Source organism: Clostridium sp. SM-530-WT-3G (assembly GCF_012843905.1).
In the GTDB taxonomy this organism is placed as follows: Bacteria; Bacillota; Clostridia; order Clostridiales; family Clostridiaceae; genus Clostridium.
Map to the genome: position 1 here is coordinate 1 of NZ_JABAGC010000031.1, position 18841 is coordinate 18841.

Annotated in this window: 18 protein-coding genes; 11 read left to right on the forward strand and 7 right to left on the reverse strand. The window is 28.7% G+C overall.

Annotated features, from left to right (window positions below; translation table 11 throughout):
* Positions 1-574 precede the first annotated feature (574 nt).
* From gyrA to dnaA, 7 genes are all read right to left on the reverse strand, one after another.
* A complete protein-coding gene (gene gyrA, locus HF850_RS11065) occupies positions 575-3112 on the reverse strand; it encodes a DNA gyrase subunit A (RefSeq protein ID WP_169105503.1) in 2538 nt (845 codons plus the stop codon).
* A 21-nt stretch (positions 3113-3133) separates the two neighbouring features.
* A complete protein-coding gene (gene gyrB / locus HF850_RS11070) occupies positions 3134-5047 on the reverse strand; it encodes a DNA topoisomerase (ATP-hydrolyzing) subunit B (protein ID WP_169105504.1) in 1914 nt (637 codons plus the stop codon).
* A gap of 45 nt (positions 5048-5092) precedes the next feature.
* Complete coding sequence (locus HF850_RS11075; protein ID WP_169105505.1) at positions 5093-5353, reverse strand: extracellular matrix/biofilm biosynthesis regulator RemA family protein; 261 nt, start codon at positions 5351-5353, stop codon at positions 5093-5095.
* A gap of 15 nt (positions 5354-5368) precedes the next feature.
* Entirely contained in the window at positions 5369-6451 is a 1083-nt protein-coding gene (recF, locus tag HF850_RS11080; protein WP_169105506.1) for a DNA replication/repair protein RecF, read from the reverse strand.
* Between the two features lie 69 nt (positions 6452-6520).
* Positions 6521-6727 carry a S4 domain-containing protein YaaA gene (gene yaaA / locus HF850_RS11085; RefSeq protein ID WP_169105540.1) on the reverse strand — a complete coding sequence of 69 codons (207 nt, stop codon included), beginning with the start codon at positions 6725-6727 and terminating at the stop codon, positions 6521-6523.
* Positions 6728-6771: 44 nt separating this feature from the next.
* Positions 6772-7872, reverse strand: coding sequence for a DNA polymerase III subunit beta (dnaN, locus tag HF850_RS11090; RefSeq protein WP_169105507.1), 1101 nt, complete (start codon positions 7870-7872; stop codon positions 6772-6774).
* Positions 7873-8139: 267 nt separating this feature from the next.
* On the reverse strand, positions 8140-9489 hold the full coding sequence (gene dnaA / locus HF850_RS11095) for a chromosomal replication initiator protein DnaA (RefSeq protein WP_169105508.1): 1350 nt from the start codon (positions 9487-9489) through the stop codon (positions 8140-8142).
* 512 nt (positions 9490-10001) lie between these two features.
* Here dnaA and rpmH point away from each other — a divergent pair.
* The 11 genes from rpmH to HF850_RS11150 all read left to right on the forward strand — a co-directional run bounded on the left by rpmH (position 10002) and on the right by HF850_RS11150 (position 18810).
* On the forward strand, positions 10002-10136 hold the full coding sequence (rpmH, locus tag HF850_RS11100; protein WP_008419045.1) for a 50S ribosomal protein L34: 135 nt from the start codon (positions 10002-10004) through the stop codon (positions 10134-10136).
* 60 nt (positions 10137-10196) lie between these two features.
* The gene (gene rnpA / locus HF850_RS11105) at positions 10197-10574 is read left to right on the forward strand and encodes a ribonuclease P protein component (RefSeq protein ID WP_169105509.1); all 378 of its coding nucleotides are present in this window, start codon (positions 10197-10199) and stop codon (positions 10572-10574) included.
* Entirely contained in the window at positions 10546-10755 is a 210-nt protein-coding gene (gene yidD, locus HF850_RS11110) for a membrane protein insertion efficiency factor YidD (protein WP_169105510.1), read from the forward strand. Before rnpA ends, yidD begins: the two co-directional genes overlap by 29 nt.
* 20 nt (positions 10756-10775) lie before the next feature.
* Positions 10776-11555 carry a membrane protein insertase YidC gene (yidC, locus tag HF850_RS11115; protein ID WP_169105511.1) on the forward strand — a complete coding sequence of 260 codons (780 nt, stop codon included), beginning with the start codon at positions 10776-10778 and terminating at the stop codon, positions 11553-11555.
* 47 nt (positions 11556-11602) lie between these two features.
* Entirely contained in the window at positions 11603-12232 is a 630-nt protein-coding gene (gene jag, locus HF850_RS11120) for an RNA-binding cell elongation regulator Jag/EloR (protein ID WP_169105512.1), read from the forward strand.
* Positions 12233-12379: 147 nt separating this feature from the next.
* A complete protein-coding gene (gene mnmE, locus HF850_RS11125; protein WP_169105513.1) occupies positions 12380-13762 on the forward strand; it encodes a tRNA uridine-5-carboxymethylaminomethyl(34) synthesis GTPase MnmE in 1383 nt (460 codons plus the stop codon).
* Between the two features lie 18 nt (positions 13763-13780).
* Positions 13781-15661 (forward strand): tRNA uridine-5-carboxymethylaminomethyl(34) synthesis enzyme MnmG, encoded by a 1881-nt coding sequence (gene mnmG, locus HF850_RS11130; RefSeq protein WP_347564431.1) that lies wholly within the window; start codon positions 13781-13783, stop codon positions 15659-15661.
* A gap of 17 nt (positions 15662-15678) precedes the next feature.
* A complete protein-coding gene (gene rsmG, locus HF850_RS11135; RefSeq protein ID WP_169105515.1) occupies positions 15679-16395 on the forward strand; it encodes a 16S rRNA (guanine(527)-N(7))-methyltransferase RsmG in 717 nt (238 codons plus the stop codon).
* Between the two features lie 234 nt (positions 16396-16629).
* A complete protein-coding gene (locus tag HF850_RS11140) occupies positions 16630-17391 on the forward strand; it encodes an AAA family ATPase (RefSeq protein ID WP_169105516.1) in 762 nt (253 codons plus the stop codon).
* 9 nt (positions 17392-17400) lie between these two features.
* Positions 17401-18255 carry a ParB/RepB/Spo0J family partition protein gene (locus HF850_RS11145; protein WP_169105517.1) on the forward strand — a complete coding sequence of 285 codons (855 nt, stop codon included), beginning with the start codon at positions 17401-17403 and terminating at the stop codon, positions 18253-18255.
* A 39-nt stretch (positions 18256-18294) separates the two neighbouring features.
* The gene (locus HF850_RS11150; RefSeq protein ID WP_243159475.1) at positions 18295-18810 is read left to right on the forward strand and encodes a DUF4446 family protein; all 516 of its coding nucleotides are present in this window, start codon (positions 18295-18297) and stop codon (positions 18808-18810) included.
* The last annotated feature ends 31 nt before the right edge of the window (positions 18811-18841 follow it).

Genomic DNA, 18841 nt, shown 5'->3' on the forward strand with positions numbered 1-18841 from the left:
TGTTAAGCACGCCGCCAGCGTTCGTCCTGAGCCAGGATCAAACTCTCAATAAAAAGTTTAATCTTAGCTTACTCAAAATAAAGAATTGCTGGTTTACTTAAATGTATTATATATTCTGTTCAATTTTCAAAGACCATTTTCTTTCACAACTTTCGTTGTTACTTTTTGTTTTTTTCTGTCACACTCAAGCGACTTGTTTAGTATATCACTTGATTTGAATCATGTCAACAACTTTTTCAAAACTTTTTAATTTATTACTTTTTAGTAATTTTAAAGCTTTATTTCTGTTGTTTACCGCTCCTTGCGACGTGTTTTATCTTAACACATAATTTCTTATGATTATTTATACTTTTGCCTAATACACAAAATTATTACATATTTCCTCTTAAATACTCTTATATTCTTTCTTTTTTGCACTATGATACACCAGGCACACATTACTTGATATTTATAATCTAAATCAAGAAATATCTATATTGATTTAACGTATATTTCTTTTCTTATAGATCTAATTTATATAAAAATAGGGCACCAATACTAACTTGGTACCCTTAATAAAAATATTTATTTACTTTTATTCTTCATCATGTTCTGAGTTAATAATACTATTATCCACATTTTCATTATCTTTATACTCTGAGTTATCAACATTATCCCCAGAAACCTGTTCTGAATTTTCTTCTGAATCATCACTATTTAATATTTTAGCTATTGCAACTACTTTTTCATCTTCAGTAGTTCTCATTAATGTAACTCCCATTGCAGATCTACTTGTAACAGAAATATCACTTACATTAATTCTAATAGCAACACCACTAGAATTTATAAGCATTAACTCATCATCAGCCTTACATACAGTAGCCCCTGTAAGCTTACCAGTCTTAGGACTTATCTTATAAGTAATTAAACCTACTCCACCTCTGTTTTGCAGTTTATATTCACTTATAGGTGTTCTCTTACCAAATCCATTTTCACTTATTACTAATAATTCTTCATCATCTACAGCTATATCCATACAAACAGCAATATCATCACCCTTTAAGTTTATAGCTTTAACTCCAGATGCAGTTCTACCCATTGGTCTTACATCTTGTTCATTAAATTTAACTGCATAACCATTTTGAGTTACCATAATAATGTTGGCATCACCATAAGTATTCTTAACTTTAAGTAATTCATCGCCTTCTTTTAGGCTTATTGCTATAAGACCATTCTTTCTAAGATTCTTAAATTCACTTATATGAGTCTTCTTAACTATACCATTCTTAGTACCCATGAATAAGAATCCTTCTTTTTTACCATCGGAAACAGTTAATACTGTTTGAATCTTTTCATCTGGTTCTATAGCTATAAGATTAATTAAGTTAGTTCCCTTTGCCTGTCTTCCTGCATCAGGAATTTCATATGCTCTTAATTTATATACTCTACCTTTGTTTGTAAAGAATAATACATCAGAATGTGTAGAAGTTATCATTACATGTTCAACAAAATCATCTTCTTTTGTTGTCATTGCTTGTATTCCCTTACCACCTCTTCTTTGAGCTGAATAAGTATCTGCTGATATTCTCTTGATATATCCACCCTTAGTTAATGTTATAACCACATCTTCTTCTTGGATAAGATCTTCTATATCAATTTCATTAAGAACTTTTTCAATCTTAGTTCTTCTCTCATCTGAATATTTAGCCTTAATTTCTAAAAGTTCATCTTTAATAACTCCTAGTAATTTTTCTTCACTTGCTAAAATTGACTTTAAATATTCAATTTGCTTCATTAACTCATTATATTCTTCTTCAATTTTTTCTCTTTCTAATCCAGTTAATCTTCTAAGTCTCATTTCAAGAATTGCAGTTGCCTGCTTTTCTGAAAGATTAAATCTTTCCATTAATGTATTCTTAGCAGCTTCACCAGTTGCTGAAGATCTTATAATATTGATTACTTCATCAATGTTATCTAATGCTATCTTTAATCCTTCTAATATGTGAGCTCTTGCTTCAGCTTTGTTTAATTCAAATACAGTTCTTCTTGTAATAACTTCTTTTTGATAATTAATGTAATTAGATAATATTTCTTTTAAGTTTAATACTTGTGGTTCTCCATTAACTAGAGCTAACATTATCACACCAAAGCTATCTTGAAGTTTTGTATGCTTAAATAGTAAATTTAAAACTACATTAGGATTTGCATCTCTTTTTAATTCTACTACTATTCTCATACCATCTCTATCAGATTCATCTCTTAAATCTGATATTCCAGTTATTCTTTTATCTTTAACTAAGTCTGCTATATTTTCAATAAGCTTAGCCTTGTTAACTTGGTATGGTATTTCTGTAATTACGATTCTATGTCTTCCATTTTCCTCTTCAATTTCAGCATCTGCTCTAACAACAATTTTTCCTCTTCCAGTTTCATATGCTGCTTTTATTCCTGCTTTACCCATAATAGTAGCACCAGTTGGGAAATCAGGTCCCTTGATTACTGTCATAAGATCTAAAACTGAACTTTCAGGATTATCAATAAGCATTACTGTTCCATCTATTATTTCTCCTAAATTGTGTGGAGGAATATTAGTTGCCATACCAACAGCTATTCCTGATGATCCATTAACTAAAAGATTAGGGAATCTCGAAGGTAATACAACTGGCTCTTGTTCTTCACCATCAAAGTTTGGCATAAAATCAACTGTATTCTTATTAATATCTCTTAACATTTCTACAGCAATTTTATTCATCTTTGCTTCTGTATATCTCATTGCGGCAGCACTATCACCATCAACAGATCCAAAATTTCCATGACCGTCCACTAACATGTATCTCATTGAAAAGTCTTGCGCCATTCTAACTAATGCATCATAAACAGAACTATCACCATGTGGATGATACTTACCTAAAACTTCTCCAACAATTCTTGCACATTTTCTGTATCCTTTTTCAGGAGTTAAGCCTAACCCTTGTAAAGAATAGAGTATTCTTCTATGTACTGGCTTTAAACCATCTCTTACATCTGGTAATGCACGACCAACTATAACACTCATAGCATAATCTATATAACATTTTTTCATTTCATGATTAATGTCTACGGGTATTACTTTTCCCTCATTAAATATATCCATGTACTTCACCTCATATTAGTACTAAATGTCTAAATTAACAACATTCTTAGCATTTTGTTGTATGAACTCTTTTCTTGGTTCAACTTTTTCACCCATTAAAATAGTGAATATTTCATCTGCCTGCATAGCATCTTCTACATTAACTCTTAATAGTATTCTTTGTTCTGGATCCATTGTTGTATCCCATAATTGAGCTGCATTCATTTCTCCAAGACCTTTGTATCTTTGAATATCAGTAGAATTATCTTTTCCGCCTAAATTTATTAATAACTGTTCAAGTTCAGCATCGCTATACGCATAATGATCCTTCTTACCTTTACTTACTTTGTATAAAGGTGGTTGTGCAATATAAACATGCCCTTCATCTATAAGTGGTCTCATATATCTATAGAAGAATGTTAACATTAATGTTCTAATATGAGCTCCGTCAACATCGGCATCAGTCATTATTATAATTCTATCGTATCTTATTTTTGTAACATCAAAATCATTTCCAATACCTGCACCAAATGCAGTAACCATTGATCTTATAGTATCGGAATTTAATATTCTATCTAATCTTTGTTTTTCAACGTTAAGTATTTTACCTCTAAGTGGTAATATAGCTTGGAATTTTCTGTTTCTTCCCTGTTTAGCTGAACCACCAGCAGAATCCCCTTCGACTATATAGATTTCACATTCTTTAGGATCTTTTGATGAACAATCAGCTAGTTTTCCAGGAAGAGCAGATCTTTCTAATACTGATTTTCTAGTTAATTCTCTTGCCTTTCTAGCAGCATCTCTAGCTCTTGCAGCCATTAATGCTTTATCAATTATCATCTTACCGATATTAGGATTTTCTTCTAAGAATGTGCTGATATTTTCACCAACTATAGAATCTACTACACCTCTAACTTCACTATTACCAAGTTTTGTTTTTGTCTGTCCTTCAAATTGAGGCTCTTCAATCTTTACAGATATTACAGCAGTTAATCCTTCTCTAATATCATCTCCACTAAAGTTCTTATCATTTTCTTTTATATGTCCAAACTTTTTAGCATAGTCATTAAATGATCTAGTTAAAGCAGTTTTAAATCCAACTAAATGGGTACCACCTTCAACTGTATCTATATTATTTGCAAAAGAGAATATATTTTCTGTATATCCGTCATTATATTGAAGTGCTACTTCTACAGATATGTTATCTTTTATGCCTTCAATATAAATTGGTTCTTCATGAAGAGGTACTTTATTTCTGTTTAAGTATGTAACAAATGATTTTATTCCACCTTCATAATGAAATACTTCTTCTTGTTCTTTTCCTTCTCTTTTATCTATTAGTTTTATATAAACACCCTTATTTAAGAAAGCTAATTCTCTTAATCTTTGTGCTAAAACGTCGAAGTCAAATACTGTTTCATCAAATATTTCGTGATCAGGTTTAAAATATGTTTTTGTTCCAGTCTCATCACTATCACCTATTTGGATAACTTCTGTAAGAACTCTACCTTTGCTATATTTTTGTTGCCATATCTTTCCTTCTCTTTTTACAGTAACAACACATTCTTCAGATAAAGCATTAACTACAGATGCACCAACACCATGTAATCCTCCAGATACTTTATATCCGCCACCACCGAATTTTCCTCCAGCGTGTAAAATAGTCATTATAACTTCAATTGTAGATTTACCCATTTTAGGATGTATACCAACTGGCATACCTCTACCGTCATCAGTAACTGTAATAGAGTTATCTTCATTAATACAAACTTCTATCTTATCGCAATACCCTGCTAATGCTTCATCAATACTATTATCTACTATTTCATAAACTAAATGATGAAGACCTCTTGAACTGGTACTACCAATATACATTCCTGGTCTTTTTCTAACTGCTTCTAATCCTTCCAGTACTTGTATCTGATTTTCATCATATTTTTTATTATTTTGTTCCAAATCAGACTCCTCCTAAACTTATAAACTTAAGCTTTTCTTTTTTATTTAATAATTATAATTTATGTCGCTTCTTCTAGTTAACGTTGTTGATGATATAGGCGATAAGTAAATCTTACTCATGTTATCTACTTCAGCTATTATAAAAGACTTTGGTCTTTCATCTGTAATTCTCTCAACAAATCCATCTTCTTCTGCTAACCTTAAAAATTGTAAAGTGTCAGAACTATATATTGTATTTTGCAAATCAAATATTCCAATAATATCCTTAATAGGAACCACAACATTTTCACCTAAATGTAAAAACACAACAATACTCCTCCTCTACTCAGTAATTTTTCCATTGCACACATTAAATATTTTGGCTTTGCCATCAATATAATCTTTTATATCTTTTATTCCAGTGCAAGTAATTATAGTCTGTATCCCGTTTATAGTGCTTAATATATATTTTTTTCTATTTAAATCAAGCTCCGAAAGAACATCGTCTAAAAGTAAAACAGGATACTCACCAGTAATTTCTTTAATAATTTTGAGTGATGAAAATTTCATTGTTAGAATAGCTGTTCTTTGTTGGCCTTGAGAACCAAAAGTTTTTACATCAATATTGTTAATAAAAACATTAAAATCATCTCTATGAGGTCCTACGGATGTTATTCCTTTTTCTCTATCACGCTTAATATTATCTTTTAACTTCTTTAGGTAATTTGTTTTATAGTCTTCCAGATTAACATTACAGCTATATTTAAATTCGATATTCTCTTTTTCAGTTGTTATATCCTTATGAATCTCTTTGCCATAAAAGTTAACTTTATCTATATATTCTAACCTTTTTGAAATAATATAATCAGCATGAACAGCAAGTTGATAATCATATATTTCTAACATATCTTCATTAAATGCATTATTTTTCAACAACATATTTCTTTCATTCAAAATTTTGTTATATTGAACTAAATTGAAATAGTATTTTTTATTAATTTGAGATAGCTCCATGTCTAATAATTTTCTTCTTAAATTTGGAGCCTCTTTTATAACCTTTAAATCTTCAGGTGAGAACATTACGACATTAAATATTCCAAAGAGCTCTCCTATCTTGTTAACTTTAACGCCATTAACCTTTATTGCTTTTTTGCCATCTTTTAAAATATTTATATCTATTCTCTTATCTAAACGTTCTTTACCAACCAAAAGACTTAAATAAGCTTTATCATTATTCCAATTAATAAGTTCTTTATCTCTAGATGTTCTATGTGACTTTGCAAATGCACCATAATATACTGCTTCTAGGACATTAGTTTTTCCTTGTGCATTATCACCAATAAATACATTAACATTTTCGCTTAATTTAATTTGCAGGTTTTCATAATTTCTATAATTAACCAACATTATACTTTTAATATACATAATAAATACACCTATAGTAATTATATCATAATAGTAATCTAAACTATGACTATATTATTATACAACTATTTATATTATTTCATAATCCAAATTTTCAAAAGTTACTATATCTCCCACTTTTAACTTTTTACCTCTTTGAGTGCAAATCTCGTTATTAACTTTTACCATTTCTTCTTGGATTAAAAATTTAGCTTCTGAACCTGAGCTTGCAATTGCTGCCCACTTTAAAAAAGAATCTAATTTAATTATTTCTGTATCAATTTTAATCTTCTCTATTTTATTCATTTTTTTGCATAAATATTAATAAATATTTATCCTCCTTATCTCATTAATCTAACTGGTAAAACTAAGTACTTAGCATTTTCACTGCTTTTTTGTTCTATAACACATGGGCTAATTCCAGATGTCATTTTCATAACTACTTCATCATCTTCAACATTTTTTAATACATCAAGTAGATATCTTGAGTTAAATGCAATTTGTACTTCTTCTCCTTGCAATTTAATTGTTATTTCTTCCCTAACTTTTCCCAATTGAGAATTAGAAGTGATTATTAAATTGTCTTGTTGTATATCTAATTTTATTAAATTAGTATTGCCATCTTTAGCCATTAAGGAAGCTCTTTCGATAGCATTTTGTAATTCTTGTCTATTAACATCAACTAATAATTTATGTTCTTGAGGTAGTAAAGAATTATAATTTATGAATTTTCCTTCTAGTAACCTAGATATAATCTTAGTCTTTTCTAAATTGAATAGTATATGATTATTCGTAAATGTAATATCCACAATATTATCCACATCTTCGAGTATTTTTGAAACTTCATTTAAAGTTTTTCCTGGGATAACTACATCTATATTGATATCAGTATCTAAGAATTCACTCCTAATTGCAAGTCTGTATCCATCTAATGCAACTAAATTTAAATTTTTATTTTTAACCTCAAATAAGATTCCTTGAAGTATTGGTCTAGTTTCATCTTGAGCAATTGCAAAAGATGTACCTTTTATCATATTTTTTAATATATTTTGTTTTACTGATACTTTTAAATCTTCATTTATTTCAGGAAGTTCTGGAAACTCATTAGTATTCATGTAAACTACATCAAATACAGATTTTTCACAAGTTATTCTTATTATTTGATTTTCTAGAGTTTCTATTTTTATTGATGAGTTAGGAAGCTTTCTTATAATTTCTCCAAATATTTTTGCATCTATTACAATACTTCCTTGTTCTATAATATTTGCATTAACAGTAGTTTGAATACTTACGTCCATATCTGAACCTATTAGTGTTAATGAGTTTTCATTTGTTTTTATGTATATACCTTCAAGTATAGGCATTGTTGATTTACCTGTTATTGCTTTTTGTACAGTTGATATACCTTCTAATATTTCTTGTTTTTCACATGTAAAGATCATTTTAAATCCTCCTTAAATTATTCACAGGAACTTTTAGATTAGAATAGATATAAATATAAATATATTTATAGTAATAATAGTAGTAGGGGCTGTTAATTTGTTGATAAGTATCTCAAACGTAGATATAGCAACAAAAAAATGTGTAAATATCTTGTGGATAAGTCAGTAACAAATTAAACAAGTTATCCACAATTATTCACACTAAACTACCAAGAAAAAAATATCCACATATTATTATATAATTATTATCAACAATTTGTGGATTAATTAGCTTTGAGTTATTTTTTTAGTTAAGTCATTTACAGTATGCTGTAAAGAGTCATCAGTTTTTAGATTTTCAGAAATCTTTTCGTAGGCATGTATTACTGTTGTATGATCTCTTCCACCAAATTCTTCACCTATTTTTGGTAAAGACATATCTGTAAGTTTTCTACTTAAATACATAGCAATTTGTCTAGGATAAGCTACATTTCTAGTTCTACGTTGAGATTTTAAATCTTCAACTCTCAGATTAAAATAACTTGAAACTATATCTTGAATAAGATCTATAGTTATGTGTTTGCCTTGCTTTTTAGAAATAATATCTTTTAAGGCTTCAGTAGCTAAATCTACAGTGATTTCTCTATTTGTCAGAGATGAATAAGCTACTATTCTAATTAATGCACCTTCTAATTCTCTTATATTTGATTTTATTTTCGTTGCAATATATCCCATAACTTCATTTGCAACATTTAAATTTTCTACATCGGCTTTTTTCTTTAATATTGCCATTCTTGTTTCAAAATCGGGAACCTGAATATCAGCAATTAAGCCCCATTCAAATCGAGATCTTAATCTATCTTCTAATGTAGGAATTTCTTTGGGCGGCCTATCAGACGATAAGATGATTTGCTTATTTGCATCATGTAATTCATTAAACGTATGGAAGAATTCCTCCTGAGTACGCTCTTTACCAGCAATAAATTGAATATCATCTATAAGTAAGACATCTACATTTCTATATTTTTTTCTAAATTCTTCATTTCTATCATCTTTTATTGCATTAATTAATTCATTGGTGAATTTTTCAGATGAAACATAGACTACTTTTGCATTTGGATTGCCATCTAAAATGTAGTGACCTATGGCATGCATTAGATGGGTTTTTCCAAGTCCGACACCACCATAGATGAATAACGGATTATAAGCTTTTGCTGGAGCTTCTGCAACAGCTAGTGAAGCTGCATGAGCGAACCTATTACTATTTCCAATTACAAAAGAATTGAAAGTATACTTCGGATTTAATGTTGACGACATTTCATCATTTACAATTATAGATTTTGATGGAGTTTTTTCGGCTTTTTTAATTTCTTCTGCAATAGATGTGTCGGAAGCAATTATGAATTCAATATTGTATAGTTTTGAGCAAACTGCTTTTATTGAATTTGCAACTAGATCTTTATAGCGTTTATCTAAAATATCTTGCGTAAATGAATTTGGAACGCTTATTTTTAAGGTATCCGAAGATATTGATATAGGCTCACAGCTTTTTATCCAAGTATTAAAGCTGACTTCACTTAGTTCGCCTTTTATGACATCTAGAGTTTTCTCCCATAAATTTTTTAGATTGGCATCCATTTATTCTCCTCCAATTATATATAATGAAAATTTTTTTTATTAATATTATGTACATATTATCAACAATTATATCAACAGTTTTAAATTATAAACAGGAATGTATATAACTTTATCAACATGTTAATAATTATGTGTATAAAATATTTTTGAAAAAAAGTTAATAACAGAAAAAAAATTTTATTTAAAAACGACAAAAACAAGTAAATATCTACTATAAGCGAAAAAAATATAGTAGATAATAAACTGGTTATTCACAATTTTATCCACAACTGTGGATAAACTATATAAAGTTTAAGTTATTAACAATTCATTCATATGATAACATAAGTAAACACATATATTCAATAAGTTATCCACAAAAAAATATATAAAAATCTAATTATCAACATATTTATACCCACTTTACAGACCTTGACAGAAAATTAGTATATATATATAATAGAAAAGTAAAATTTAAAATCATGAAGTATAGTTTTTACTATAAATAAATTATTTTAAGGGGGTGCATGCAAATGTTCATGACTTATCAACCTAAAAAGAGACAAAGAAAAAAAGAACATGGTTTCAGAAAGAGAATGAGCACTCAATCAGGAAGAAACATTCTTAAGAGCAGAAGACAAAAGGGAAGAAAAAAATTAACAGCATAAGGGCCGCATTAAGTGGCCTTTTTTCTGCAAATAGGCGGAAAAAAAGGAGTTTTAATATCTATGATTTATAGATTAAAAAAGAATTATGAATTTAATACTGTGTATAGAAGAGGAAAATCATTTGCCAATGATCTTTTAGTTTTATATATATTAAAAAATAGAAGAAATAAAGATAAAAATATGGAATCATATAATAAAATAGGAGTTTCTGTAAGTAAAAAAGTTGGAAACAGTGTTGTTAGAAGTAGATGTAAAAGACTTATAAGTGAAAGTTTTAGATTAAATTCTGACAATATTATAAAAGGATATGATTTAGTTTTTATAGCAAGAAATCCACTTAAAGATAAAAATTACTTTAGTGTAGAAAAATCTATGAAAAATTTAATTAAAAAGGCAGGCCTATATATTAATGAAGAAAGTATTAATAAGTCTAATTAAATTTTATAGAAAATTTATTTCACCAGCAAAAGCTCCATGCTGTAAATTTAGGCCAACATGTTCACAGTATGCTTTAGATGCAATCAATAAATATGGTGCATTTAAGGGTGGGATTATGGCTGGTTATAGAATTCTAAGATGTAATCCTTTTTCTAAAGGTGGATATGACCCAGTAAAATAGTGTAGGAGGTATAGAGTTTAATGTTTCAAGCAATAGTAAACTTTATGAGAGACATATTTGAATACTTTCATACTGTAATAGTAAACATGGGAGTATCAGATGTTGGTCTATCATATGTGCTGGCTATTTTTATATTTACTCTGGTAATAAGAGTATTGATATTGCCGTTTAATATAAAGGCGGCTAAGTCAACAAGAGGAATGCAAAAAATTCAGCCACAAGTAAAAAAACTTCAAGAAAAATATAAAAATGACCCACAAAAAATGAATGCAGAAGTCATGAAGTTATATAAAGAAAATAATGTTAGTATGGTAGGTGGATGTTTACCAACATTATTACCTTTACCAATATTAATGGCTCTTTATTGGGTATTCATGGGCATTCAATTACCTGATGGTCAGGTAGCATCATTCTTATGGATTAAAGATGTATTTGCTCCAGATCCATATTACATTTTACCTATTTTAGCTGCTTTATCAACATATTTACCATCATATTTGATGACTAAATCAACTCCGCAGCAAGAAAATGGAATGAGTATGGGAACTATGAACTTTGTTATGGCTGGAATGATGGGATTTATGGCATTAAGATTTAAAGCCATCTTAGTTTTATATTGGATAATTGGTAACCTTATTCAATTAGTACAAACTTATTTCTTAAATTACAGACCAGCTATAAAAGAAGCACAAATTGTTGAGAGCCAGACTTCAGGAATAGAACAATTAGATGACAAGTTCATGATGGATGTTGAACAACCTAAAAACTTAGCAAGTAAAAAGAAGAAAAAGAAAAAATAATATAAAATAAATTTTGCTTTCATATTTTAGAGGTGGTGGATTAACACATGAAATCAATAGAAATAGAAGGAAAAACTGTTGAAGATGCATTAAATCAAGCATTAGAGAAATTGGGAACAGAAGAAAACATGATAAATGTTGAAATACTTGAACAAGGCTCTAAAGGATTATTTAATGTTATAGGAGTTAAACCAGCAAAAATTAAAGTAAGTTTAAAATATGACTATATAGAGGAAGCACGTAATTTCTTAGCTAATATGCTTAAAAAAATGAACATTGATGCTGAAATTAATATTAAAGAAGAGAATGATACTCTACATATTAATTTAAGTGGAAAAAATGTGGGACTTTTAATTGGATATAGGGGGGAAACCTTAGATTCAATACAATATTTAGTTTCATTAGTAGTTAATAAAATACATGATTATCCTCATAAGAGAGTTATAGTAGATACTGAAAATTATAGAAGCAAAAGAGAAGAAACTTTAAAAGGTGTTGCTATAAAAACAGCAAATAGAGTTATTAAGACTAAAAAATCATTTAAATTGGAACCAATGAATCCATACGAAAGAAGAATAATACACTCTGCATTACAGGCTAATGAGTTTGTTGTAACACATAGTGAAGGAGAAGAACCTTTTAGAAGAGTAGTTATTGAACTAAAAAATAAAAAGTAAAAAGAAAGCCTTATAGGCTTTCTTTTTACTTTTTAGACAAAATAAATTATAACTTTGACTAATTAAATTTTGTTATGTAAAATTGATATTAGCTTAAATTGGATATACTAATAAGAAAAGCTTCTTTAAATAGAAGGAGGATTATAAATGAAAGAATTTGATACTATTTGTGCTATTGCTACTCCTATTGGAGAAGGTGGAGTATCTATAATAAGAATTTCTGGAGAAAAAGCTTTAGATATTGCAGCAAAGATATTTGTAGGAAAAAAGAATAAAGATATAAAAGACATGAAGACATATACTATGAGATATGGAAATATCATTGATAAATCTAATGGAGAGATTATTGATGATGTTATTATAAGTTTTATGAAAATGCCTAACAGCTACACTGGAGAAAATGTTATAGAAGTTAACTGTCATGGTGGAGTTGTAGCTACTAATAGAGTTTTAAATGAAATAGTAAAAGCTGGGGCTAGACTTGCAGAACCTGGTGAGTTTACAAAAAGAGCATTTTTGAACGGAAAAATAGATTTAAGTCAGGCTGAAGCTATTATGGATATAATAACAGCTAAAACTGAATTATCTATGAAATCTGCAATGATGCAAAGTAATGGAGCATTATCTAAGGAAATAGGAGAATTAAGAAAATATTTATTGAATGTGCTTGCGTTAATTGAATATGCTGTCGATTTTACTGAAGATGATGAGGATGTAGTAGATGACAATATGATTTCTCAAATAAAAGATGGTGTAGGAAAGACTCTTTCAAAAGTAAATTCATTACTAAAAAATGCAGATGAGGGAAAAATCATTAGAGATGGACTTAATGTTGTTATAGTTGGTAAACCTAATGTAGGTAAATCTTCATTGCTGAATTCTTTATTAAAAGAAAAAAGAGCAATTGTAACAGATGTTCCTGGTACAACAAGAGATGTTATTGAAGAATATATAAATTTAGATGGAATTCCAATTAAGATTACTGATACTGCTGGAATAAGAGAAACAGATGATACAGTTGAAAGAATCGGTGTTGAAAAATCAAAGCAAAAGATAGAAGAAGCTGATTTAATAATTCTTATGCTTGATACATCAAGAGAACTTGATGAGGAAGATAGATTAATTATTGACTCAATTAAAAATAAAAAATACATTGTACTATTAAATAAGGTAGATTTAGATACAAAATTAAATGATAGTATAATAAATGAATTAGATAATAAGATTGAAATATCTGCTAAGACTGGTTTTGGTCTTGAAAAACTAAAGGAAGAAATTAAAAAGCTATTCTTTAATGGTGAAATTGATACTGAAAGTTTAATTATATCTAATACTAGACATAAAGAAGCATTATATAGAACACTTGAAAATTGCAATCAAGCTATGAATAGACTTGAAGCTAACGAATACTTAGATCTGATATCTATTTACGTAACTGCGGCTATGAGAGCATTAGGTGAAATAACAGGTGATGAATTAGAAGAAGATGTATTAAACAAGATATTTAGTGAATTTTGTGTAGGAAAGTAAGGGAGAAAAGAAATGAATATTAATTATGAAGGCGGAAGTTTTGATGTCATTGTAGTTGGTGCAGGTCATGCTGGATGTGAAGCTGCTCTTGCATCAGCTAGAATGGGATTAAACACATTAGTGTGTACTATAAATTTAGATTCTATAGCGTTAATGCCATGTAATCCTAATATAGGAGGAACTGCAAAAGGACATTTAGTTAGAGAAATTGATGCATTGGGTGGAGAAATGGGGGTTAATATAGACCATACATTTATTCAATCTAGAATGTTAAATACATCTAAAGGTCCAGCTGTTCACTCACTTAGAGCACAAGCTGATAAAAAAGATTATCAGTTTAGAATGAAAGAAGTATTAGAAGAACAAGAAAATTTAACAGTAAGGCAAATAGAAGTTACAGAAATCCTTACTGAAGATAATAAAGTAACTGGTGTTGTAACTAAAAATGGAGCTGTCTTTAGATGTAAAGCAGTTGTTTTAGCTACTGGTACATATTTAAAAGGTAAAATAATAATAGGAGAAGTTTCGTATAGTGGTGGTCCTAACGGATTATTCCCAGCTAATGATTTATCACAATCTCTATTAGATTTAGGAATATCTCTTAGAAGATTTAAAACTGGTACTCCAGCAAGAATTAACAGAAGATCTGTTGATTTTTCAAAAATGGTTGAACAAACTGGTGATGAAAAAATAGTTCCATTTTCATTTATGAGCGGAAAACTTGATAAGGAACAAGTGTCTTGTTATTTAACTTATACAAACGAAGAAACTCATAATATAATAAGAGAAAATATAAATAGATCTCCAATTTATAATGGAAGCATTAAGGGGGTTGGTCCTAGATACTGTCCATCAATTGAAGATAAGGTTATGAGATTCCCAGATAGAACTCAACATCAAATATTTATAGAACCAGAAGGATTAAATACTTTAGAAATGTATGTTGGAGGATTTTCTTCATCATTACCAGAAGAGGTTCAAGTTAAAATGCTTAGAACTTTACCAGGGTTAGAAAATGTTGAAATGATGAGAACAGCATATGCAATAGAATATGATTCTATAGACCCAACTCAATTAAAACCAACATTGGAATTTAAGGATATTGAAGGTTTATATGGAGCAGGTCAATTAAATGGAAGCTCTGGATATGAAGAAGCTGGAGCACAAGGTTTAGTTGCTGGTATAAATGCTGCATTAAAAATTAAAAATGAAGAACCATTAATTTTAACTAGATCAGATGCATATATTGGAGTTCTTATTGATGATTTAGTAACAAAAGGAACTAATGAACCATATAGAATGATGACATCTAGAGCTGAATACAGATTATTATTAAGACAAGATAATGCTGATTTAAGATTAACAGAAATGGGTCATAGAGTAGGCTTAGTAACAGAAGAAAGATATAACAGATTCTTAGCTAGAAAAGCTAATATTGAAAGTGAATTAGAAAGACTTAAAAATCTACAAGTAACTAATAAGAAAGAAAATAATGATTTCTTAGCTACTTTAAATTCAGCACCATTAAGAAAGCCTATTAGCTTCTATGAATTATTACAAAGACCTGAATTAGATTATTTTGCATTAAAAGAGTTAGATCCAGATAGACCTGAATTATCAGAAGATATTGGTGAACAAATAAACATATTAACTAAATATGAAGGATATATTCAAAGTCAGTTAGAACAAGTAGCTCAATTTAGTAAGTTTGAAAAGAAGCTATTACCAAAAGATATTGATTATAATGATGTTAGTGGATTAAGAACAGAAGCTATACAAAAATTAAGTAATATAAGACCAATAAGTATAGGTCAGGCATCTCGTATATCTGGTGTATCACCAGCAGATATTTCTGTTTTACTTATATATCTTGAACATCAATATGGAAAAAAAGCTTAGTTTAAATGGAGGATTTTATGGAATTTTATGAATTAATGACTAGAGCAGCAGAAGATGTTGGCTTAGAAATGACTGAAGATAAATATAATAAATTTATTAAATACATGAGACTTCTTCAAGAATGGAATGAAAAAATAAACTTAACAGCTATAACAGAAGATGAAGATATTATAAAAAAACATTTTATTGATTGTATAAAAGCATTCAAGCGTGATGAATTCAAGAAAGCAAGTACATTAATAGATGTTGGTACTGGAGCAGGATTTCCAGGGCTTCCAATAGCTATTATGAGAGAAGACTTAAATGTTACACTTCTTGATTCATTAAATAAAAGAATTAACTTTTTAAATACTGTGATTAGAGAGTTAGGCTTAAAAAATGTTACAACAATTCATTCAAGAGCTGAAGATGGGGCAAGAGATAAAAAACTTAGAGAAAAGTTTGATATCGCTACATCAAGAGCTGTTGCAAATATGAGTGTATTATCTGAATTTTGTTTACCTTATGTAAGAATAGGTGGAAGCTTCATTGCACTTAAAGGACCTTCTGTAGATGAAGAAATACAAAATAGCAAAAATGCCATCGGAACATTAGGCGGAAAACTTATTGATATATGTGAGGTTGAAATAGAAGATACTGAACTTAAACATAATTTAGTAGTTGTTGAAAAAATTAAAGAATGTGGTAAGGTATATCCTAGAAAAGCAGGTTCTATCACTAAAAAACCTCTTTAAGAATTAAAAGAGTGTTTTACCGATTAAGTTATATGTTAATATTCAAACACCAAAGAAATAAAATTTTTACATAATTATGAGTTAAGGTTAAGGTTGCAATATTTTGTGACCTTAATTTTTTTATTCAAAATTGGGCTAGAATGAGGTAAATTTAGAACATTGTTCTTTTAATATACTATAAAAATATATATAATATATTTATGGAAGGGGGGACGCTCTTTTAGGGCTTAATATATGAAGACAATTTGTGTTTTTAATCAAAAGGGTGGAGTAGGAAAGACTACTACTAATATAAATTTATGCGCTTATTTAGCAATGGAAGGTTATAGAGTTCTGACAATAGATATAGATCCTCAAGGTAATACAACTAGTGGATTAGGATTAGATAAGAATAATTTAGAATTTTCAATGTATGATGTATTAGTATCTGATACAACTATGAAAGAAGCTATAATTAAAAGCGATTTAGTTCAAAATCTTTCTATTGCACCATCTACTATGGAATTAGCAGGTGCAGAAGTAGAACTAATAAATAAAGAAAATAGAGAAAAAATAATGAAAGATAAACTAAAAGAGATTGAGGATGAATATGATTATGTATTTATAGATTGTCCTCCATCATTAGGCGTTTTGACTATAAATGCATTATCTTGTGCTGATTCAGTATTAATTCCAATTCAGTGTGAATTTTATGCATTAGAAGGTGTAAGCCAGCTTATGAATACAGTTCAATTGGTTAAGAAATCGCTAAATAAGAAATTAGACATTGAAGGGGTAGTAATGACAATGTTTGATTTTAGAACAAATCTTAGTAATGAGGTATTAAAAGAAGTTCAAAAATTCTTTGGAGAAAAGGTATATAAGACTACAATTCCTAGAAACGTAAGATTAGCAGAAGCACCAAGTTTTGGACTACCAATAATGTTATATGATGAAAAGTGTAAGGGTGCAGATGCATATGTAAATTTAACGAAAGAATTTTTAAATAGGCAGTAGGTGATATAGATGGGAAAAAAATTTGCATTGGGAAAAGGATTAAGTGCGCTTATTCCTGATGAGAGCTTTAATGAGGATAATAAGAATAGTACCTTATCTATTTCTATAAACAAAATAAAAAGTGATAAGGACCAGCCGAGAAAATTATTTGATACTGAAAAAATTGCAGAATTAACAGAATCAATAAAGACACATGGAATTATACAACCATTAATTTTAAGAAAAATAGATAATGACCAATACATAATAGTAGCAGGAGAGAGAAGATGGCGTGCAGCTAAAACTGCAGGCTTAAAAGAAGTTCCAGCTATTATAATGGATTTAACTGAAAGAGAAATACTAGAAATATCACTTATTGAAAACATTCAAAGACAGGATTTAAATCCTATTGAAGAAGCTTTTGCTTATAAAAAATTGATAGATGATTTTAAGATGACTCATGAAGAATTAAGTAGGAGAATTGGTAAGTCTAGAACTTCTATTACGAATACTATGAGATTAATGAACTTAGATACTAGAGTTCAGCAATATATAATTGAAGGAGTTATATCTGAAGGGCATGGAAGAACACTTTTAGCAATAAAAGATTTTGAAGTTCAGTATGAGATTGCTCAACAAGTTATTGATGAAAGGTTATCAGTAAGAGAGTTAGAAAAAATAATTAAAAAAATGAATGAACCTACTAGCAGAACCAGCAGTAGTAAGCAGGAATTAAATCCTTATTATAAAGAGATAAAAAATCAACTCCAGGATTATTTTGGAACTAAAGTAAATATATCTAATAAAAATAATAAAGGTAAAATAGAAATTGAATACTATTCAGAAGATGATTTACAAAGAATTTTAGATATAATAAACATATAATGTTTCACGTGAAACAATTATGAAAGGAATGACACACAATTGGAAGTATTTTTAAGTACAATTAATAGCTTGGCACCATATATAATTTTAGGAATGGGAATAATAATAGTATTATTATTTATCATGGTTATCATTCTATTTAAATCTATTGGAAAATTAGAGAATAAATATAGAAGATTGATGAGAGGAACTAATGGTAGAAATTTAGAAGAAATGCTATTAGAAAAGGTTGATAGTATAGAAGAAGTAAAAGAAATATCTAAAAAAGTGATTTCAGAATATGAAAGATTAGAAGAAAAGATGAAAGAGTGTATTCAAAAAGTTACTATTATGAGATATAAAGCTTTTGAAGATGTAGGTAGTGATTTAAGTTTTTCAATTGCTATGTTAGATGATAAAAATGACGGTGTTATACTTACAGGAATATATGGAAGACAAGAGAGTACTACATATGCAAAACCTATTGATAAAGGAATATCAAGATATGATCTTTCTGAAGAAGAACTTTATGTATTAAATGAAGCTATAAATAAATATGAAGAAAAGAAACAATAATTTGTTTTCATTAATATATATTTAGTAGAGA

What these genes read in the sequence shown, in the direction of transcription:
- gyrA (WP_169105503.1), bottom strand. Translation starts at nt 3,112, where the DNA reads ATGGATATATTTAATGAGGGAAAAGTAATACCCGTAGACATTAATCAT.
- recF (WP_169105506.1), bottom strand. Translation starts at nt 6,451, where the DNA reads ATGTATATTAAAAGTATAATGTTGGTTAATTATAGAAATTATGAAAAC.
- dnaN (WP_169105507.1), bottom strand. Translation starts at nt 7,872, where the DNA reads ATGATCTTTACATGTGAAAAACAAGAAATATTAGAAGGTATATCAACT.
- dnaA (WP_169105508.1), bottom strand. Translation starts at nt 9,489, where the DNA reads ATGGATGCCAATCTAAAAAATTTATGGGAGAAAACTCTAGATGTCATA.
- rpmH (WP_008419045.1), top strand. Translation starts at nt 10,002, where the DNA reads ATGTTCATGACTTATCAACCTAAAAAGAGACAAAGAAAAAAAGAACAT.
- rnpA (WP_169105509.1), top strand. Translation starts at nt 10,197, where the DNA reads ATGATTTATAGATTAAAAAAGAATTATGAATTTAATACTGTGTATAGA.
- yidD (WP_169105510.1), top strand. Translation starts at nt 10,546, where the DNA reads ATGAAGAAAGTATTAATAAGTCTAATTAAATTTTATAGAAAATTTATT.
- yidC (WP_169105511.1), top strand. Translation starts at nt 10,776, where the DNA reads ATGTTTCAAGCAATAGTAAACTTTATGAGAGACATATTTGAATACTTT.
- jag (WP_169105512.1), top strand. Translation starts at nt 11,603, where the DNA reads ATGAAATCAATAGAAATAGAAGGAAAAACTGTTGAAGATGCATTAAAT.
- mnmE (WP_169105513.1), top strand. Translation starts at nt 12,380, where the DNA reads ATGAAAGAATTTGATACTATTTGTGCTATTGCTACTCCTATTGGAGAA.
- rsmG (WP_169105515.1), top strand. Translation starts at nt 15,679, where the DNA reads ATGGAATTTTATGAATTAATGACTAGAGCAGCAGAAGATGTTGGCTTA.
- HF850_RS11140 (WP_169105516.1), top strand. Translation starts at nt 16,630, where the DNA reads ATGAAGACAATTTGTGTTTTTAATCAAAAGGGTGGAGTAGGAAAGACT.
- HF850_RS11145 (WP_169105517.1), top strand. Translation starts at nt 17,401, where the DNA reads ATGGGAAAAAAATTTGCATTGGGAAAAGGATTAAGTGCGCTTATTCCT.